The organism is Ruegeria sp. S84 (genome assembly GCF_056583445.1).
Genome location: NZ_CM152618.1, coordinates 3,520,495 through 3,537,568 on the forward strand (window position 1 = coordinate 3,520,495; position 17,074 = coordinate 3,537,568).

A 17,074-nucleotide genomic window follows, 5' to 3' on the forward strand; every position below is an offset into this window, starting at 1 on the left:
CAGCCGATGGCCCGTGGCGGGTGCGGGAGCATTTGGTTGAGGTGCGCTTATGCTCGAAAGTCAGTCCTCTTCAAACGGGTCCCATTCGTCTTCGACCTCGGGCAGGGCTTCGGTTTCGACTTGAGCGGCGCGTTGTTCTGCGGTTTCGATGCTCTTGATCCGCGCTTTCGGGAAATGAGTCAGCACTGCTTGCACCAGAGGATGCTGTTCAGCCTCGGCTTTCAGGGCCAAGTCTGCAGCGTCCCGTACCTCGGCAATGGTCGGTGCGTTGCCCTCAGCGACAATAGAAACGGCCCACCGGTTGCCTGTCCAACGCTGCAGCGACGCGCCCAATCGTTGTGACAGGTCGGTCGGGGCGTTGTCGGTTGGGGCAAACTCGATCCTACCCGGTTGGTAGGATACCAGACGCACGCCGTTTTCGACCTCGACCAACAACTTCACGTCCCGGTTGGCTCGGATCAGTTCGACCACATGTTCAAATGTTGGATAGCGTGCCAGCGCTGCCTGCACATCTTGGGCCAGCGCAGCTGTTGGCCCGCCTGCGTTGCCGCCGATTCCCGATGCGGCATAGACCGATCGGGCCACAGCCTGTGGCGCGGCAGGAGCATGTCCCGGCGCACCGATTCCCTTGCCGGGGCCACCATTGGGCGGCGGAGGCGTATCTTGCAGACGCTTGATCAGCTCCTCCGGGCTAGGCAAGTCGGCCACATGGGTCAGGCGGATCACGGCCATTTCCGCAGCCATCATTGCGTTGGGTGCGGCGGAAACTTCCTCGAGCGCTTTCAGCAGCATTTGCCACATGCGTGTAAGGACTCGCATGGGCAGAGCCTCGGCCATTTGTTGACCTCGGGCGCGTTCGTCGGGGGAAACGGTGGGATCTTCGGCGGCATCCGGGGTGATCTTGACCACCGAAACCCAATGCGTGATTTCAGCCAGATCGCGTAAGACGGCGAGTGGATCAGCCCCTTCGGCATATTGCCCGCTCAGCTCGGTCAACGCGCCTGCAGCATCGCCGCGCAGGATCATATCCATCAGATCCAGCACCCGGCCCCGATCGGCCAGCCCCAGCATCGCGCGCACCTGATCCGCGCTGGTTTCACCGGCCCCGTGCGAGATCGCCTGATCAAGCAGCGAGGTCGCATCCCGCGCCGATCCCTCGGCGGCCCGGGTGATCAGCGACAACGCATCCTCGGCAATCTGTGCCCCTTCGGCATCTGCAATCTTGCGCAGCAGTCCGATCATATCCTCCGGCTCGATCCGGCGCAGATCAAAGCGCTGGCAACGGGACAGGACGGTCACCGGGACCTTGCGAATCTCGGTGGTGGCAAAGATGAACTTCACGTGTTCGGGGGGTTCTTCCAGCGTCTTGAGCAGCGCGTTGAAAGCGCTGGTCGATAGCATGTGAACCTCGTCGATGATATAGATCTTGTAGCGCGCGGATGCAGCGCGATAGCGTACGCTGTCGATGATCTCGCGGATGTCATTGACACCGGTGCGGCTGGCGGCGTCCATCTCCATCACATCGACATGGCGGCCCTCCATGATGGCTACGCAGTGTTCACATTGACCGCAGGGTTCGGTGGTAGGGCCGCCGCTGCCATCGGGACCGATGCAGTTCATACCCTTGGCTATGATCCGAGCGGTCGTCGTCTTGCCGGTACCGCGGATGCCGGTCATGATGAAGGCCTGCGCGATCCGGTCCGCCTCGAAGGCGTTTTTTAGAGTGCGCACCATGGCGTCCTGACCGACCAGATCGGCAAAGGTTTCGGGGCGGTATTTGCGGGCAAGAACCTGGTAGGCGGGGCTGGGCGTCTCGGTCATGTCTGCTCTGTCGGATTCGCGTTACGCCGCAGCGTAGAGGCCCCCGCCGCCCGCGTCCACAGCCAGCCGGGACGATTTTCATTTTGGAATGCGTGGGTATGCGGCTAAAATCCACTCTATTCTATTTACTGGACCAGTATGTTGTTGGGTGAAGTTTGTTTGGGGGGAGATTATGTCGCAACTGGTGGTTTATGCGTTGCAGGTCGGCGGAGGCACCTTGGCCTTGTCCTCGATGCCTGGGCGTGGAGGAACGTATGCAGAAGACCTTGATCTTATCGCAGACTGGAAGCCCGGGCTTGTGATCTCGATGACGACTGAGGTTGAGATGATTCAGGATGGTGCGCGGAATTTTGGCGCTGATATTCAGGGGCGTGCCAGCAGATGGGTGCATTTGCCGATCGAAGATTTTGGCACGCCACCCAAGGAGATTGTGGAGCGCTGGCCCCGCGTTGGCGCGACTGCCCGTCAGGCGTTGTCAGGTGGTGGCCGTGTGCTAGTGCATTGCCGTGGTGGCTGTGGCCGATCCGGGATGGTGGTTCTGCGTCTGATGGTTGAATGCGGTGAACGGCCTGAGGCGGCATTGAAGCGATTGCGTACGGTGCGTCCTTGCGCAGTCGAGACAAATGCCCAGATGCTTTGGGCCGTTGAACCGGCCCGTGTTCAAGCCGTTTGACGGCCTAGACACCAACATGTGGCGAGATTTCGCCACCGGTATGTGGTACCAGAAGCGAAGCCTCAAGCATGGCGCACGGATGGTTCCTCAGCAGGTCAGAGGGCAGGCTGCTGAACTCGGTCCCGAACATCATGTCAGCGTAGTCATCAAGCCGGTCGATCGCAGTTTCAGGATCGGCGCCGCAGAATACGCGGATCTGATCACATTGGGCGCGAAAGCGGGCGGTACACCCCTCTGGGCAGTGCGACAGGTCTATGCTGCCTTCAATTTCGAACTCAGGTTTTGTGATCGGCTGTGCAGACGACATGGCCTGCGTCAGAGCCCGCGCCATCTGCGCCAATGCGGGGCAGGGTGCGCCAGTACGTTGGCACACGGTCGCCGTGAATTCGTGTGTTTTGGTCTTCCAGATCATCAATGCGCCCTCCGCGCGCAAGGCTAGGGCGTGGCACAGGTTGGTCGTTGCGGAGCACGATCAAACCCGTCCCGGACACCCCGCCCGAGTTTCGGTTCTACATCCGATGGCAGGTCTCCTGACTTGCGGGTCATCGCTTTGCCGACCTTCCCAGCTTTCAAGGCCAGTGGTATCTCGGCATTGCTCTCCGCTTACAGTTGCGGGGGCAGTCTCGGACTAGGTTCTTTCCGGATTTATCCGGGCAGAACCGCACCGTGTTCCCTTTTCATCCCGGCCCGATTGGGCGCGAGAACCATCGCGCCATGGCTAGCGGCTGCGCCGTGCCCGAGTCAAGAAGATTGCGTCAGGCAAGTGACGTACGGTCCAGCCACGTCAACCTTGACTTGAGGCGCTTCGGGTGAACTGATCAGTTCAGTCGGTATTGGAGGGCACCATGTTGGTCACGCAGCTGGCGGTTGTGACCGAGGATTTTCAGATCCCGTCCGACCCGGCAATGTTGTCGGCGCGGCTTTACCGTCCGGTTGCCGACCCCGAAAAGGTGGTCGTCATAAACGGTGCGACTGGGGTGCCGAGGGATTACTATCAGTACTTCGCCCGATGGCTTGCCGAAGAACAGGGCATGGCCTGCCTGACCTATGACTACCGGGATTTTGGTCACTCTTTGGTGGGTTCGCAAAAGCGGTCAAATGTCACCATGGCCGATTGGGCGTTGATCGACATTCCAGCCGCCCGGGCCGAGATGCGCCGACGGTTTCCGCAGGCCAAGCTATGGAGCATCGGTCATTCCTTGGGCGGAATGTTTGGCCCGATCCAACCCGATATCGATCAGATTGACAGGATGATCTGTGTCTGTTCGGGTCTGGTAACGCTGGCGGATCACCCTTGGCCTTATCGCGCTTTGGCGGCGTTGTTCTGGTATGGTCACGCGCCGCTGGTGGTCAAGGCGCTTGGCTACCTGCCCGGGCGGTTGGTCGGGTTTGGATCGGACCTGCCTGCCCAAGTCTATTGGCAATGGCGCAAATGGTGCACCGCCCCCAAAAGCTATGTGCCAGAGATCAGCACGACACTGCCCGCCGCCCGCTGGAAAGATTTGGGCAAACGTGTCGATCTGTTTACCTTCGCAGATGATGAAATGGTGCCGCCGGATGCTGTCTGGCGTCTTGCCGATCTCTATGGACCCAAAGCCGGGCGCCATCTGCTTGCACCAAGCGAATTCGGAGTGTCCAAGATCGGCCATATCGGTGCATTCGCAAGACGGAATGCGGCAGTCTGGCCTAGGCTGATCGCCTGATAGCGCTGGGCACCGGTAGGTCGGTGCCCAGCTTCGTTATAGCCCTTTACGGGATTTTTTCTCGTGCATCACGCTGCGCACCATCTTGCCGAAAGCCTTGTCACGGGCGCGGGCCTGCGCCACCGAAGCGGAATTGTGTTGGTCTTCGCGCCGCAGCTTGCGCCAGCGGTCCAGCCGCGCGGGATCAAGCGTACCAGCGTCGATTGCCGCCTGCACCGCACATCCGGGCTCAGACTCGTGCTGACAATCCGAGAAGCGGCAATCCAGGCTGAGGTCTGAGATGTCCGAGAACACCTCATCCAACCCCTCTTGCGCATCTAGCAGACGTAACGCGCGCATGCCGGGCGTATCGATCAGCCAACCGCCGTTGCGCATGCGATGCAAGGCGCGTGCCGTTGTCGTGTGCCTGCCGCGCGCATCGTCTTCACGGATACCTGCGGTGGCCTGATCCTGCCCCGTCATCCCGTTGGCGAGCGTCGTTTTCCCAACGCCGGATGATCCAAGCAAGGCGCTGGTTTGTCCTTTCGGACACCACGACAGAACTTGTTCGAGACCGCCGTGATCCAGCGCGTTGACCGCAAGTACCGTCAGAAACGGGGCGAGCGATTGGGCCTGATCTACATAAAGGCTCGGATCATCGCACATGTCCGACTTGGTCAGAACGACCACCGGATAGCAGCCTGCCTGATGCGCCAGCGCAAGATACCGCTCCAAACGTGGCAGATTGAAATCGGCGTTGCAGGAACTGACGATGAACAGCACATCAACATTTGCAGCGATCAGCTGCGCCGCTGCCCCTGTACCTGCGGCCCGGCGCTGCAGCAGGCTGCGCCGGTCCAGCACGCGGCGTATGCGTTTGTTTTCATCCGCCAGAACCCAATCCCCAACGGCATATGCGCCGGTTGATTGATCCAGAGATAACAAAGGCGATTCACCTTCAGGGCTCAGCCCGATCAGTCGATCCCGGTGTACGGCCGAGATGCGATACGGTAGAAGTGACGGATCAGCCGTATGCTGAGCCGCGAAATGAGAGGACCATCCGAGGTCCGATAAGGAAAGTAACATTGGTCTGCCTGTGATCAGAAACAGCAATCCCGCCGGATGGCAATCGCGCATCCGCTGGTGATGTGTTCAGGCAGTCAGTTGATCGGAAAGGATCAGAACCGGTCTGCCCGAAGGGAATTTGCTACAATCATAAACGCCCTCCTGCGGCTGATGGGTTCTAAGTGAGAGGTTGGACATCGACCCAAGCGGGGCTCGTTGTGGCTGCTTCCTTCCGGACCTGACCAGGTTGGCGAGGCGCTCGCCCGCGCCAACCTCTCAAAGCCGATATAGGTGCATCCCCTGAAAATGGCAACCCGTCAGAAGGTCAGATGAATACGCATGAAACCATCCGCATCGTCGGGCAGAATGCGTGGATGATACTCAGCAAGCTCTGCAACATGGTGTAGCGCGCGCGGCCCCGTTGTCAGGATCGCGCCCTGCCTTTGGTTTGGTACAAAAGAAAAGGGGCGCGGTGCATGCGCGAGTGGGTCGGCGGGCAATGTGCCCGCGACGTATTTGCATAGAATATCCTGTATGCTGATCTGAGGCAGGTCAATCATACGGGCTTGTCGCGCAATTGGAAAATGACCACCGCCATTGGCGCGGTAGTTATTGGTGGCGACAAGGAAACTCTGGTCAGGCGCAATCGGCTGCCCATCGAATTCCAGGTTGCGTATGCGGGAAAATGCCGGATCAATCACTCGACCGAGCGTATCGAACCGCGCCGGTTGCGAAAGATCGATCTGGTAGGTGACGCCATGCAGGACATCGAAGTTGAAGCCTGTGCGCTGAGGATCGGCAAGATCGATCGGGGCGTCTGATCCAAGTTGATGGAACAGCCCGGCTGACATCTCAAGCCAGTCCCGAATCTGAGAACCTGAGGCCAGCACCGCGCGCAATTCATTAGGAAAGACACTGAGATCGGCGATATGTCGAACTGAAATCTCGCCTGAGGGGATATCCGTGTAGTACTTGCTTCCTGCGCGCCCGCCGAACTTTGCCGGGGCGGCTGACGATATGATAGGCAAATCTGCCCAGTCGGTATCGACCAAATGCGGGCGTAGGGCAGCGGCCTGAGCCGCCGCAACCAAGGCCAGACCGCGATCCGGTAAGCAATATGAGAAGTAGCTGTGCAGCGTGTGTGGGATTGTGCCCACTGGCCTGGTCACCCTTTTGCGCGTCGCAGCGTGGCCGGTCGCAAACAGCTCTGTGATCCTTTGGCATTCGGGTATTTCTGTGCCCGATTGAGCGATTGCCCGCGCTTCGACATGGCTGCCTGTAATGCGCCAATCGCCGGTGGTATCTTTTTGCAGTGTCAGATCAATGATCCCAAGATGAGACCCGGCCCAACCCTGCATGACAACCGGCGTTCCATGCACAAGCCCCCGCGTACTGTCGACGAATGGATAACCATCATGCGCCTTTCCGGGCAGTGTCAGATGGGTGTGGCCTGCGACGACGGCATCAATCAGCGGCATCTCGGCCAGCGGGATGATCGCGTTTTCCATATCCGGCTCGGCCATTGCCGATCCCAGTCCGGTATGCGCAAGGGCGACAATCAGGTCGCAACCTTGCACGCTGAGATATTCAGCAGCGCGCCGCGCAGCGGCCAGAATGTCTGTTACCACGACCCGGTCCGTTAGCAGATGTGCTTCCCACTGTGCGGTTTGAGAGGGCAAAACAGAAAGAACCCCGATGCGGATTGCGGTGTCCTGTCCATTTAGTCTGACAACCCGATGCAGAATCGTGTGTGCATCCCAACCTTGTTCGGTCTGAGTGGTTTGCATATTGCTGCAAATCATTGGGCAGGCGGTTTGGCGAGCGATGCGATTGACGAGTTCCAGCCCAAATCCGAAATCGTGATTGCCCAATCCGATCGCGTCATAGTTCAACGTGTTGAACGCGCGTGGCAGGGGATGGGCGTCTGGCACGTTTTCAGCTGCCCAGTTGCCAAATGGCGTTCCCTGCAGGCTATCACCATTGTCAAACAACAGCACAAGGGCGTCATCGCGTTCAGCCTGTCTGCGCGCCTCGTGAATCAGGCTGGCGGTACGGGTCAAACCAATCGCAGGTTCGGGGCGATCCGAATAGTAATCATATGACGTCAGGTGCATGTGTAGATCGGATGTAGCAAGGATTCGCATCCGTGCGCTATCATCCGCATCTCTTCGTTGTCGCATTAAATGATTTGATTTCAATATTTTAAACTTCTAGCTGTCAGTGTGCCAACGCTTTCACCATGAGGTCGATTTAATGCAATTTCCGGGGCGATGCCGCGGTTATTCCGCGGCAGGGTCGAAAAATGTTTGGTCGATACCCGTTGCACGATCAGGTAAGACGTGGCAGCCCTTTGCGCGGCAGTCAGGAACGGCAGGCATGAAACGCGCAGAACAGGTGACATTTGGCGGCTCGGCACTGGATCGGGCGGGTTTGCTGCGCGGCGACGCGGACAAACTGGCACAGGTTTATCGTGACCCTTTGGCAACATGTGTGTTGCTGTGGCGCGGCAAACTGTTGGTTGAGGGCGAGGCACTGGACCGGCTCGTCCGGCTTCCGATGAAGCACAAGATTCTCGAACAGGGAGCGGGCGGTGTGATCGAGCAACCGATTTTCCTTGGAAAATTCGAGGATGGATCGCCGCTGTTTGCCATGGACATCTCGGGCTGGGCGGCTGAAGGGCTGGATTTGTCCGGTGTCGGAGATTTTGTCGACCGCAGCGAACAGCAGCACCCTGACCTGCCCGAGGGGTATGTTTTTGCCGAACTGCGCCGCATCATGACACGCCTCAACCCACGAGACGCAGAGATTGCGGCAACCGCCAAGGCGGTGATCGGCTGGCACGAAACGCATCAATTCTGTGCCCGATGTGGTGCCCGCAGCGAGATGTCTCAGGGTGGATGGCAGCGCAGTTGCCCGGCCTGCGGCGGCCAGCATTTCCCGCGCACCGATCCTGTGGTCATCATGTTGATTACCCATGGCAATTCGGTGCTGATGGGGCGCTCTCCGGGCTGGCCTGAAGGCATGTATTCGCTTTTGGCTGGTTTTGTTGAGCCCGGTGAAACGCTGGAAGCTGCTGTGCGGCGCGAAGTGATGGAAGAGGCGGGCGTGCCCGTGGGTGCGGTGAGCTATCTCGCAAGCCAACCCTGGCCCTTTCCCGCATCCTTGATGTTTGGATGCGCAGGCGAGGCGTTATCGCGCGATATCCAGATCGATCCGGTCGAGATCGAGGATGCGATCTGGGTCACACGGACCGAGATGATGCAGGCCTTCGCTGGGGATCACCCTAAGCTGTTGCCTGCCCGAAAAGGTGCGATTGCGCACTTTTTGTTGCAACACTGGCTTGCAGACACGTTGGACTGACGAGAAACTGAACCCAATCTAGGGCAGAGAAAAGCAAACATGCAGTTTTCAGCGCAGGAAGATATCGATGTCCCAATCGAGACGGTCTTCACCATGGTCTCGGATTTTGAACGCTTCGAACGCAAAGCCTTGCGGCGCGGGGTTGATGTGCGTCGGGTCACGGGGTCGGTTGTGCCGCAGGCCGGAATAACCTGGGAGACCGAATTCAAGATACGTGGCAAGCCACGTCATATCATTATCGAGATGACTGAATGCGACCGCCCGTCCTTGATGCGGTTCCAGTCCAGCAGCAAGGGAATGAACGGCGACACGGTGATCGAGCTTTTGGCGCTTTCCCAACGTCGGACACGGCTGCGCGTTGAAACATCGCTGGGTGCGAAAACGCTGCCCGCCCGCCTATTGCTTCAATCCCTGAAGTTAGGGCAATCCCGATTCAGGCGGCAGTTCCAGACCCGTCTCAGCGAATTCGCGCGCGATATGGAGGGACGACACCTCCATGGTGTCTGACAACCGAGAAGTAGATGAGCACTTTAACGAGACCGATCATACGCGACGCTGTCGAAGCCGATGCGGATGGCTTGTCCGGTGTGCTAACAGCGCTTGTAGCGGCTGGAAAGCGGACCAAGCCCGCCGACAGCGCCTTTGCACTGACGCATTACATCTGCGACCCTGAGCGGATTCAGTGTAGCCTTGCCGTTGCGCCGGACGGACAGATACTGGGTTTCCAGTCGTTGAAGCTTGCCACCCGAAACAACCCGTATGGCGTTGCGGTCGGGTGGGGCATCATTGGGACGCATATCAAACCGTCCGCTGCGCGATGTGGTATCGGTCGGGCGTTGTTCAAACGTTCTCTTCAAGCCGCTAGGCAGCAGGGATTGCCCGCTATCGATGCTACGATCGGGGCCAATAATTCCGACGGCCTTGGCTATTATGAGGCGATGGGATTCAGAGAGTACCGGCAGATGGATGGCGCGATATGCAAGGTCTTTCGCATGGGGACCGGAGTGACCAACCCGTAGTCCGCCGCACTTTCAGGATGTCGCACCGAAGGACTCTAGCTACCGTTCTAAGCTGCAAGCGTAGCTGCCCCGCCTATCTAGGCCGTTCCTTTGAAGGGGCGAGCCGATTGCCTGCACTAACCACGAGGTTGCGCCGCCGGATAAACGCCGAGGACCTCTACGTTGGTGGTAAAATGCTCAAGCTCATCCATCGCCAGTTGCACATTTCGATCGCCTGGATGACCCACGATATCGGCATAGAACTGGGTCGCGGTGAAGGACCCGTCGACCATATAGCTTTCCAGCTTGGTCATGTTGATTCCGTTGGTGGCAAATCCGCCCATCGCTTTGTACAGCGCTGCCGGGATGTTACGCACCTGAAAGACAAAACTTGTGATCATGCCGTGATCACCACGGCGCGATTCATCGGCCTCACGAGACATCACCAGAAAACGGGTCGTGTTGTCGCCCTGATCCTCAATGTGACGGGCCAAAACGTTGAGGCCGTAAATCTCACCTGCCAGCTCACTGGCTAACGCTGCGGAGTGTTTGTCGCCGATCTCGGCGACCTCGCGTGCGGCACGAGCATTATCCGGGCTGACCCTGCCACGAATTCCGTGTTGCTTCAGGAAACCTGCGCATTGTGGTAGCAAGACGAGGTGGGAATGCGCCTCAGTGATATCCTCCAGAGTCGCGCCCGGTACGCCCAACAGGTTGATGTGCACGCGCACAAATGCTTCGTCGATGATGTGCAGCCCGCTATGCGGAAGCAGGCGGTGAATATCGGCCACACGACCATAGGTGGTATTTTCCACCGGTAGCATGGCCAGATCAGCCTCACCTGAGCGCACTGATTCGATCACATCTTCGAAAGTGCGGCAGGGCAGGGCGTCCATATCCGGTCGCGCGTTCCGGCAGGCTTCGTGACTGTATGCGCCGGGTTCTCCCTGAAATGCTATGCGATTGGTCATTTGGTCGTTTCCGTGCAACAAGTTCTTGAATTGGGCGTTTAGTCGCGGTGTCTATACCTTGCGTCTTCTCAGGGGAAGCCTTAGACACCCCGCAGACAGCTGAAATGGACACGCGATCAAAATGTTCGACACGATGACAGTTACCAAAGCCGCAGCCGGCTTGTTTGGCACCTTCCTGGTGTTGCTTCTGGCAAAATGGGGGGCGGATGTCCTCTATAGCTCTGACAGCCATCTTGCCGAAGCTGCTTACATTATCGAAACCGAAAGCTCGGGCGAAAGCGCGGACGGCGAAGAAGTAGTCTTTGAAGATATGTTGGCTGCAGCCGATCCGGAAAAAGGCGCGCGCGTATTCCGCAAGTGCACCGCTTGCCACAAACTGGAAGACGGCGCCAATGGTACAGGTCCTTACCTTTATGGTGTCGTAGATCGCCCGGTTGCCTCAGCTAAAGGCTTTACCGGTTATTCGGCCTCGATGCAGGCGCATGGTGGCAACTGGACACCCGAAGCCCTGGACGCGTTCCTAGAACGCCCAAGCGCCTATATCTCGGGCACTTCGATGAGCTTTGCTGGCCTGAAAAAACCACAAGAACGCGCCGATCTGATTGCGTATCTGCAGACCATCGGCAACTGATCTGTTGGTCAGATTTGCAGGATTGAAAGCCGCTGCCTTGCGCAGCGGCTTTATTTTTTGTCTGAGAAGAACTTCACAAAGCGTTCACGCATTCTAAACTTGCAACTGACAGTGCTGGACCTTTAGCTGGCGGGCACGACAATGAAGATGACAGAAATTCAGAGGACGAGCCTGATGAAACCCCTTCTGCCCCAGATGCGCTTTACCGGAATTTACGCTTGGGCTGCGGCTTTGGGGATTTTGGCGACATTGGTTCTGGGCAGCAGCGATCCTGCCCGTGCCAATGAAGAGGGCGTCACGCGCAGCCACGGGTATTCCTATTTCGGCAATCTGGATTATCCGGCCGACTATCCGTACTTGAACTACGTCAACCCAGACGCACCAAAGGGCGGAGAGCTGTCTTTGGCGGGCTCAGGTACGTTTGATTCCCTGAACCCTTATTCGCGCAAGGGGCGGGCAGGCGCTTTGACTACGCTTCAATATGACCCGCTGATCGAAAGCACCGCGGACAGTGTCGGGCAGTATTATGGGGTTGTTGCGGAAAGTATGGAATATGACGAAGGGCGCAATTATGTGATCTTCAATCTGCGCCCCGAAGCTATGTTCTGGGATGGCACCCCGGTGACTGCCGAAGACGTCGTCTATAGTCATCGTTTGTTCATTGAGCAGGGTTTGCCGTCTTATGCGCAGGCCGTCGGGCGCATGGTTACAGGGGCTGAAGCTCTGGATGACCACACTGTAAAATTTACTTTTAGTCCGGATGTCACCCGGCGCGGGTTGATCGAAACCGTCGGGTCGACCCCGGTATTTTCAAAAGCCTGGTTCGAGGCCGATGAAAGCCGTCGTCTGGACGAACCGCGGCTGGAGGTCGCCGTTGGTTCAGGTCCTTACAAACTGGACAGCTATGACATCAACCGTCGTATCGTCTACAAGCGTCGCGACGATTATTGGGGCAAGGATCTGCCGATCAACATAGGCCGCAACAATTACGACACTATCCGGATCGAGTATTTCGCGGATCAAACCGCCGCCTTCGAAGGGTTCAAGGCGGGCGAATACACGATGCGTATCGAAAGTGACCCCAAGCTCTGGGCCTCTAGTTACGATTTCCCGAAACTCAGCGAAGGGTTTGTCGTGCAGGACGAGATCGTGGATGGTAGCCCACCGACGCCGTCGGGTTTCGTTTTCAATCTGGGCAAGCCTCAATTTGCCGACAAGAATGTGCGTAAAGCGCTGGCGCTGGCGTTCAATTTCGAATGGGCAAATGAATCGCTGATGTTCGGTCTGAACGCACCGCGCAGTTCATTTGTGCAGGGGACACATCTTGAAGCGACAGGCGTGCCGGAGGGTGCCGAACTGGCGTTTCTGGAAACGCTGGGTGACGTGGTTCCGGCCGAGGTGTTCAGCGAGCCTGCGCTTGTCGTCCACGAATCCAATCCAGCTCGGTTGAACGACCGTCGCAATTTGCGGCAAGCCTCGAAACTGCTGGACGAGGCTGGTTGGCCCGTCGGCGACGGCAATCTGCGCCGCAATGCCGATGGGCAGACGCTGAAGGTCAATATTCCGTATGCGTCGAGCATTCCAACCTCGACCGCCACCATGATCGAGACCTATGTGCAGAACCTGCAGTCGATCGGTGTGGATGCTTCGGCAGAGAAGGTAGATCCTTCTCAATTCACCCTGCGGCGGCGTGAGCGTGATTATGATATGGTATATTCGAACCGCTACGGCTCGTTCCTGTCGACCGGCGGGGGTCTCAGTCAGATGTACGGATCGGAAGAAGCCGCGTTCAGCTTGTTCAACCCTGCCGGTCTTGCCAGCCCGCTTGTTGACGCTGTGATCGAAGCGTCATTCGACACGACAAATCAGGCAGAACAGGATGCTGCGCTGATGGCGTTGGATCGTGTCTTGCGTTATGAGTTCTTCGTCATTCCCGATGGGTATGTGGCGGATTACTGGACGGCTTATTACGACATGTACGAATACCCTGAAAACCTGCCTCCATTCTCGCTTGGGTATCTCGATCTGTGGTGGATCAACCCCGAGAAAGAGGCTGACCTGAAAGCCAAAGGCGCGCTGCGATAACATGGGCGCCTATATCCTAAGACGCCTGTTGCTGGTCATTCCGACCCTTCTGGGCATCATGATCGTCAACTTCACGCTGGTGCAGTTCGTGCCCGGTGGTCCCATTGAACAGATCATCGCGCAGATCGAAGGGCAGGGCGACGTCTTTGCTGGGTTCGCTGGTGGAGGCGATGCCGGAGCTGGGGCCGAGCCCGCAGGTGGTGCCTTTGATGACAAATACGTCGGTGCGCGTGGCCTTCCGCCCGAATTCATCGCTGAACTGGAAAAAGAGTTTGGCTTCGACAAACCGCCACTGGAACGCTTTCTGGGCATGATGGGCAACTACCTGACGCTGGATTTTGGCGAGAGCTATTTCCGCTCGATCAGTGTGATTGATCTGGTGCTGGAAAAGATGCCGGTGTCTATTTCGCTGGGTCTGTGGTCGACGCTGATCGCCTATCTGGTCTCGATCCCGCTAGGTATCCGCAAGGCGATCAAGGACGGGTCGAGCTTTGATACTTGGACCAGCGGTGCGATCATCGTGGCCTATGCTATCCCCGGTTTCCTGTTTGCCATTCTGCTGCTGGTGTTGTTCGCCGGTGGCTCTTACTGGCAGATTTTCCCGCTACGGGGTTTGACCTCGGACAACTGGGACACCCTCAGCCTGTTTGGAAAGATTACTGACTATTTCTGGCACATCGCTTTGCCGATAATCGCGCTGACCATCTCGGCCTTTGCGACGCTGACGCTGCTGACCAAGAACTCGTTTCTGGATGAGATCAAGAAGCAGTACGTGATGACCGCTCGCGCCAAGGGTTTGAGTGAAAGCAAGGTGCTGTATGGTCATGTCTTCCGCAACGCGATGCTGATCGTGATTGCAGGTTTCCCTGCTGTATTCATTGGTGTGTTCTTCGGTGGATCGATCATCATCGAAACCATTTTCTCGCTCGATGGTCTTGGGCGTCTGGGCTTTGAGGCCGCAGTGGCGCGCGACTATCCGGTGATTTTTGGTACGCTTTTCATATTTGGCCTGATGGGGCTGGTCGTCGGCATTATCAGCGATCTGATGTATGTGCTCGTTGACCCACGTATCGATTTCGAAAAGCGGGAGGGGTAAATGGCACTCTCCCCTCTCAATCAGCGCCGTTGGCGCAACTTCCGGCGCAATGGCAGGGCGTTCTGGTCGCTGATCATCTTCTCGGTGTTGTTCGGCCTATCGCTGTTTGCCGAGTTCATCGCCAACGACAAACCGATCCTGGTAAAATACCGGGGTGAAATCTACACGCCAGTCTTCAACTTTTACGCCGAGACTGAGTTCGGCGGTGATTTCCAGACCGAGGCGATCTATCGCGACCCCGAGGTCATGTGCCTGATCGATAGCGGCGGATTGGATCAGTGCTTCGACGACCCCGAAGGTATCATCGAAGAAATCAAGGCGGGCACGTTCGAAGCGGATGGGTTTGAGCGAGGCTGGGCCATCTGGCCTCCAATCCCGTATTCCTTCAACACCAGCGTGGACCGCCCAGGCGCTGCACCGCTGCCGCCTAATGGTCAGAATCTGCTCGGCACTGACGACACCAAGCGAGATGTGCTAGCTCGTGTCATCTATGGCTTCCGCCTGTCGATCCTGTTCACTTTACTCGTCACAGGCGTGGCCAGTCTGATCGGCATTTTTGCAGGGGCCATTCAGGGATTCTTTGGCGGTTGGCTGGATCTGATCTTCCAACGTATTATCGAGATCTGGTCGGCGACACCCTCGCTTTATGTCATTATCATCATGTTCGCGATTCTTGGGCGAAGTTTCTGGCTCTTGGTGATTCTGATGATCCTGTTCAGTTGGACCGGATTGGTGGGCGTCGTGCGCGCTGAATTCCTGCGGGCACGAAATTTGGAGTATGTCCGTGCCGCGCGGGCGCTGGGCGTGGGTAACATGACGATCATGTTTCGCCACATGCTGCCTAATGCGATGGTCGCCACGCTGACCTTCATGCCGTTCATCGTGACCGGAACCATCGGTGGGCTGGCTTCGCTGGACTTCCTTGGCTTCGGTTTGCCGTCTTCTGCCCCGTCGCTTGGAGAGTTGACTTTGCAGGCGAAACAGAACCTTCAGGCACCGTGGCTGGCCTTCACTGCCTTCTTCACCTTTGCCATCATGCTGTCGCTGTTGGTCTTCATTTTTGAAGGCGTCCGCGATGCGTTTGATCCCAGAAAGACCTTCTCATGAGCCTTTTGGATGTGAACAACCTCAAGGTCTCGTTCCGGCAGGACGGGCAGGTGAGTGCGGCAGTCAAGGGCGTGTCCTTTACCGTCGACCGGGGTGAAACGGTGGCTTTGGTGGGCGAATCCGGCTCGGGCAAATCCGTGACGGCGTTGAGCACTGTGTCGCTGCTGGGTGATAGCGCAATTGTCGAAGGCTCGGTCACTTATGAAGGGCAAGAGATGATCGGCGCGTCCGAAGACAGGTTGATGGACGTGCGCGGCAACGACATTAGTTTCATCTTTCAGGAGCCGATGACCTCGCTCAACCCGCTGCACACGATCCAGAAACAGATGGCGGAATCGCTGGCTCTGCATCAGGGCGTTACCGGCGATGAGGCGCGGGAACGGATTGTAGAACTGCTGACCAAGGTCGGCATCCGAGACCCCGAGGAGCGGCTGGACAGCTATCCGCACCAGTTGTCCGGCGGGCAGCGTCAACGCGTGATGATCGCGATGGCGTTGGCGAACAAGCCGGACATTTTGATCGCGGATGAGCCGACAACGGCGCTGGACGTCACCATTCAGGCACAGATTCTCGAATTGCTGGCCGAACTACAAAAGTCCGAGAACATGGGGATGTTGTTCATCACCCATGACCTTGGCATCGTCCGCCGCATCGCCGACCGGGTTTGCGTGATGAAGGACGGTGAAATTGTCGAAGCCGGAGTGACAACGGAGATTTTCGACAACCCGCAACACCCCTATACTCGCAAGCTTCTGGAGGCCGAGCCGTCCGGGCACCCCGACCCGGTGGCCCCGGATGCCGAAGAGGTAGCCCGCACCGATCACCTGAAAGTCTGGTTCCCGATCCAGCGCGGTTTCCTGAAACGGACCGTAGGCTATGTGAAGGCCGTCAACGACGCGACCCTCAGCGTCCGTGCCGGGGAAACGCTTGGGATCGTGGGGGAGAGCGGCTCGGGCAAGACGACGCTGGCGCTGGCGATCATGCGTCTGATCGCGTCCGAGGGCGGGATCACTTTCCGCGACCAGAATGTGCGCCGCTGGTCAACGCGCGAGTTGCGGCGATTGCGCAAGGACATGCAGATCGTATTTCAGGATCCGTACGGCAGCCTCAGCCCGCGGATGACCTGCATGCAGATCATCGCCGAGGGGCTGGCCATCCATAAGGTCGATCCTCATCGCGCCCCGCGCGATCTGGTGGCCGAAGTGATGAACGAGGTCGGATTGGACCCCTCTGCGATGGACCGCTATCCGCATGAGTTTTCCGGCGGGCAACGCCAGCGGATCGCCATCGCCCGCGCCATGGTGTTGCGGCCCAAGCTGCTGGTTCTGGACGAGCCTACAAGTGCGCTGGACATGACCGTGCAGGTGCAGATCGTTGACCTGCTGCGTGACCTGCAAAGAAAATACGGGCTGGCCTACCTGTTTATCAGCCACGACCTGAAGGTCGTGCGCGCGATGTCACATAACGTAATCGTCATGCGAAACGGTGATGTGGTCGAAATGGGCGCTGCTGAAGATTTGTTCGAACACGCCCAGACCGACTACACCCGCGAACTGATCGCGGCGGCGGGCTGACAGGCAACCCG

At 57.9% G+C, this 17,074-nt stretch carries 15 protein-coding genes, 1 other RNA gene and 1 riboswitch; of the genes, 10 read left to right on the top strand and 6 right to left on the bottom strand.

From position 1 onward, the window contains the following. Window positions 1-60: 60 nt before the first annotated feature. Window positions 61-1,821 carry a DNA polymerase III subunit gamma/tau gene (locus AC1DFB_RS17630; protein ID WP_480921773.1) on the bottom strand — a complete coding sequence of 587 codons (1,761 nt, stop codon included), beginning with the start codon at window positions 1,819-1,821 and terminating at the stop codon, window positions 61-63. 172 nt (window positions 1,822-1,993) lie between these two features. On the opposite strand from AC1DFB_RS17630, the gene AC1DFB_RS17635 reads away from it, so the two are divergent. Beyond that, window positions 1,994-2,494, top strand: a complete 501-nt coding sequence (locus AC1DFB_RS17635; protein WP_170736294.1) for a phosphatase domain-containing protein — start codon at window positions 1,994-1,996, stop codon at window positions 2,492-2,494. A 4-nt stretch (window positions 2,495-2,498) separates the two neighbouring features. On the opposite strand, the gene AC1DFB_RS17640 is transcribed toward AC1DFB_RS17635, so the two are convergent. Beyond that, window positions 2,499-2,906, bottom strand: coding sequence for a hypothetical protein (locus AC1DFB_RS17640; RefSeq protein ID WP_170406558.1), 408 nt, complete (start codon window positions 2,904-2,906; stop codon window positions 2,499-2,501). A gap of 91 nt (window positions 2,907-2,997) precedes the next feature. Beyond that, window positions 2,998-3,218: riboswitch (cobalamin riboswitch) on the bottom strand. Between the two features lie 121 nt (window positions 3,219-3,339). Here AC1DFB_RS17640 and AC1DFB_RS17645 point away from each other — a divergent pair. Next, a complete protein-coding gene (locus AC1DFB_RS17645) occupies window positions 3,340-4,197 on the top strand; it encodes an alpha/beta hydrolase family protein (RefSeq protein ID WP_480921774.1) in 858 nt (285 codons plus the stop codon). Window positions 4,198-4,233: 36 nt separating this feature from the next. On the opposite strand, the gene rsgA is transcribed toward AC1DFB_RS17645, so the two are convergent. From rsgA to AC1DFB_RS17660, 3 genes are all read right to left on the bottom strand, one after another. Further along, on the bottom strand, window positions 4,234-5,262 hold the full coding sequence (rsgA, locus tag AC1DFB_RS17650; RefSeq protein WP_480921775.1) for a ribosome small subunit-dependent GTPase A: 1,029 nt from the start codon (window positions 5,260-5,262) through the stop codon (window positions 4,234-4,236). A gap of 159 nt (window positions 5,263-5,421) precedes the next feature. Further along, an RNA gene (gene ffs / locus AC1DFB_RS17655) (signal recognition particle sRNA small type) lies at window positions 5,422-5,520 on the bottom strand. A 38-nt stretch (window positions 5,521-5,558) separates the two neighbouring features. After that, window positions 5,559-7,385 carry a bifunctional 2',3'-cyclic-nucleotide 2'-phosphodiesterase/3'-nucleotidase gene (locus AC1DFB_RS17660; RefSeq protein WP_480921776.1) on the bottom strand — a complete coding sequence of 609 codons (1,827 nt, stop codon included), beginning with the start codon at window positions 7,383-7,385 and terminating at the stop codon, window positions 5,559-5,561. Window positions 7,386-7,617: 232 nt separating this feature from the next. Between AC1DFB_RS17660 and nudC the strand changes: the two genes are divergently transcribed. From nudC to AC1DFB_RS17675, 3 genes are read left to right on the top strand one after another with little or no spacing between them, the layout of a single operon-like run. Continuing rightward, window positions 7,618-8,601, top strand: a complete 984-nt coding sequence (gene nudC / locus AC1DFB_RS17665; protein WP_480921777.1) for an NAD(+) diphosphatase — start codon at window positions 7,618-7,620, stop codon at window positions 8,599-8,601. A 39-nt stretch (window positions 8,602-8,640) separates the two neighbouring features. Next, on the top strand, window positions 8,641-9,108 hold the full coding sequence (locus tag AC1DFB_RS17670) for an SRPBCC family protein (RefSeq protein WP_480921778.1): 468 nt from the start codon (window positions 8,641-8,643) through the stop codon (window positions 9,106-9,108). Window positions 9,109-9,122: 14 nt separating this feature from the next. Continuing rightward, on the top strand, window positions 9,123-9,620 hold the full coding sequence (locus AC1DFB_RS17675) for a GNAT family N-acetyltransferase (RefSeq protein WP_170406540.1): 498 nt from the start codon (window positions 9,123-9,125) through the stop codon (window positions 9,618-9,620). 116 nt (window positions 9,621-9,736) lie between these two features. On the opposite strand, the gene AC1DFB_RS17680 is transcribed toward AC1DFB_RS17675, so the two are convergent. Then, window positions 9,737-10,570, bottom strand: coding sequence for a prephenate dehydratase (locus AC1DFB_RS17680; protein ID WP_170398663.1), 834 nt, complete (start codon window positions 10,568-10,570; stop codon window positions 9,737-9,739). Window positions 10,571-10,691: 121 nt separating this feature from the next. Here AC1DFB_RS17680 and AC1DFB_RS17685 point away from each other — a divergent pair, with 121 nt between their 5' ends. From AC1DFB_RS17685 to AC1DFB_RS17705, 5 genes are all read left to right on the top strand, one after another. Continuing rightward, window positions 10,692-11,201 carry a c-type cytochrome gene (locus AC1DFB_RS17685; RefSeq protein WP_170398660.1) on the top strand — a complete coding sequence of 170 codons (510 nt, stop codon included), beginning with the start codon at window positions 10,692-10,694 and terminating at the stop codon, window positions 11,199-11,201. Window positions 11,202-11,375: 174 nt separating this feature from the next. Then, window positions 11,376-13,286: an extracellular solute-binding protein gene (locus AC1DFB_RS17690; RefSeq protein WP_480921779.1), complete on the top strand. Its 1,911-nt coding sequence runs from the start codon at window positions 11,376-11,378 to the stop codon at window positions 13,284-13,286. Window position 13,287: 1 nt separating this feature from the next. Next, window positions 13,288-14,382 carry a microcin C ABC transporter permease YejB gene (locus AC1DFB_RS17695; protein ID WP_480921780.1) on the top strand — a complete coding sequence of 365 codons (1,095 nt, stop codon included), beginning with the start codon at window positions 13,288-13,290 and terminating at the stop codon, window positions 14,380-14,382. Beyond that, the gene (locus tag AC1DFB_RS17700; RefSeq protein WP_170663194.1) at window positions 14,383-15,489 is read left to right on the top strand and encodes an ABC transporter permease; all 1,107 of its coding nucleotides are present in this window, start codon (window positions 14,383-14,385) and stop codon (window positions 15,487-15,489) included. It begins immediately after the preceding gene. Beyond that, window positions 15,486-17,063 (top strand): ABC transporter ATP-binding protein, encoded by a 1,578-nt coding sequence (locus AC1DFB_RS17705; RefSeq protein ID WP_480921781.1) that lies wholly within the window; start codon window positions 15,486-15,488, stop codon window positions 17,061-17,063. The genes AC1DFB_RS17700 and AC1DFB_RS17705 overlap by 4 nt, the downstream gene beginning before the upstream one ends. Window positions 17,064-17,074 lie beyond the last annotated feature (11 nt).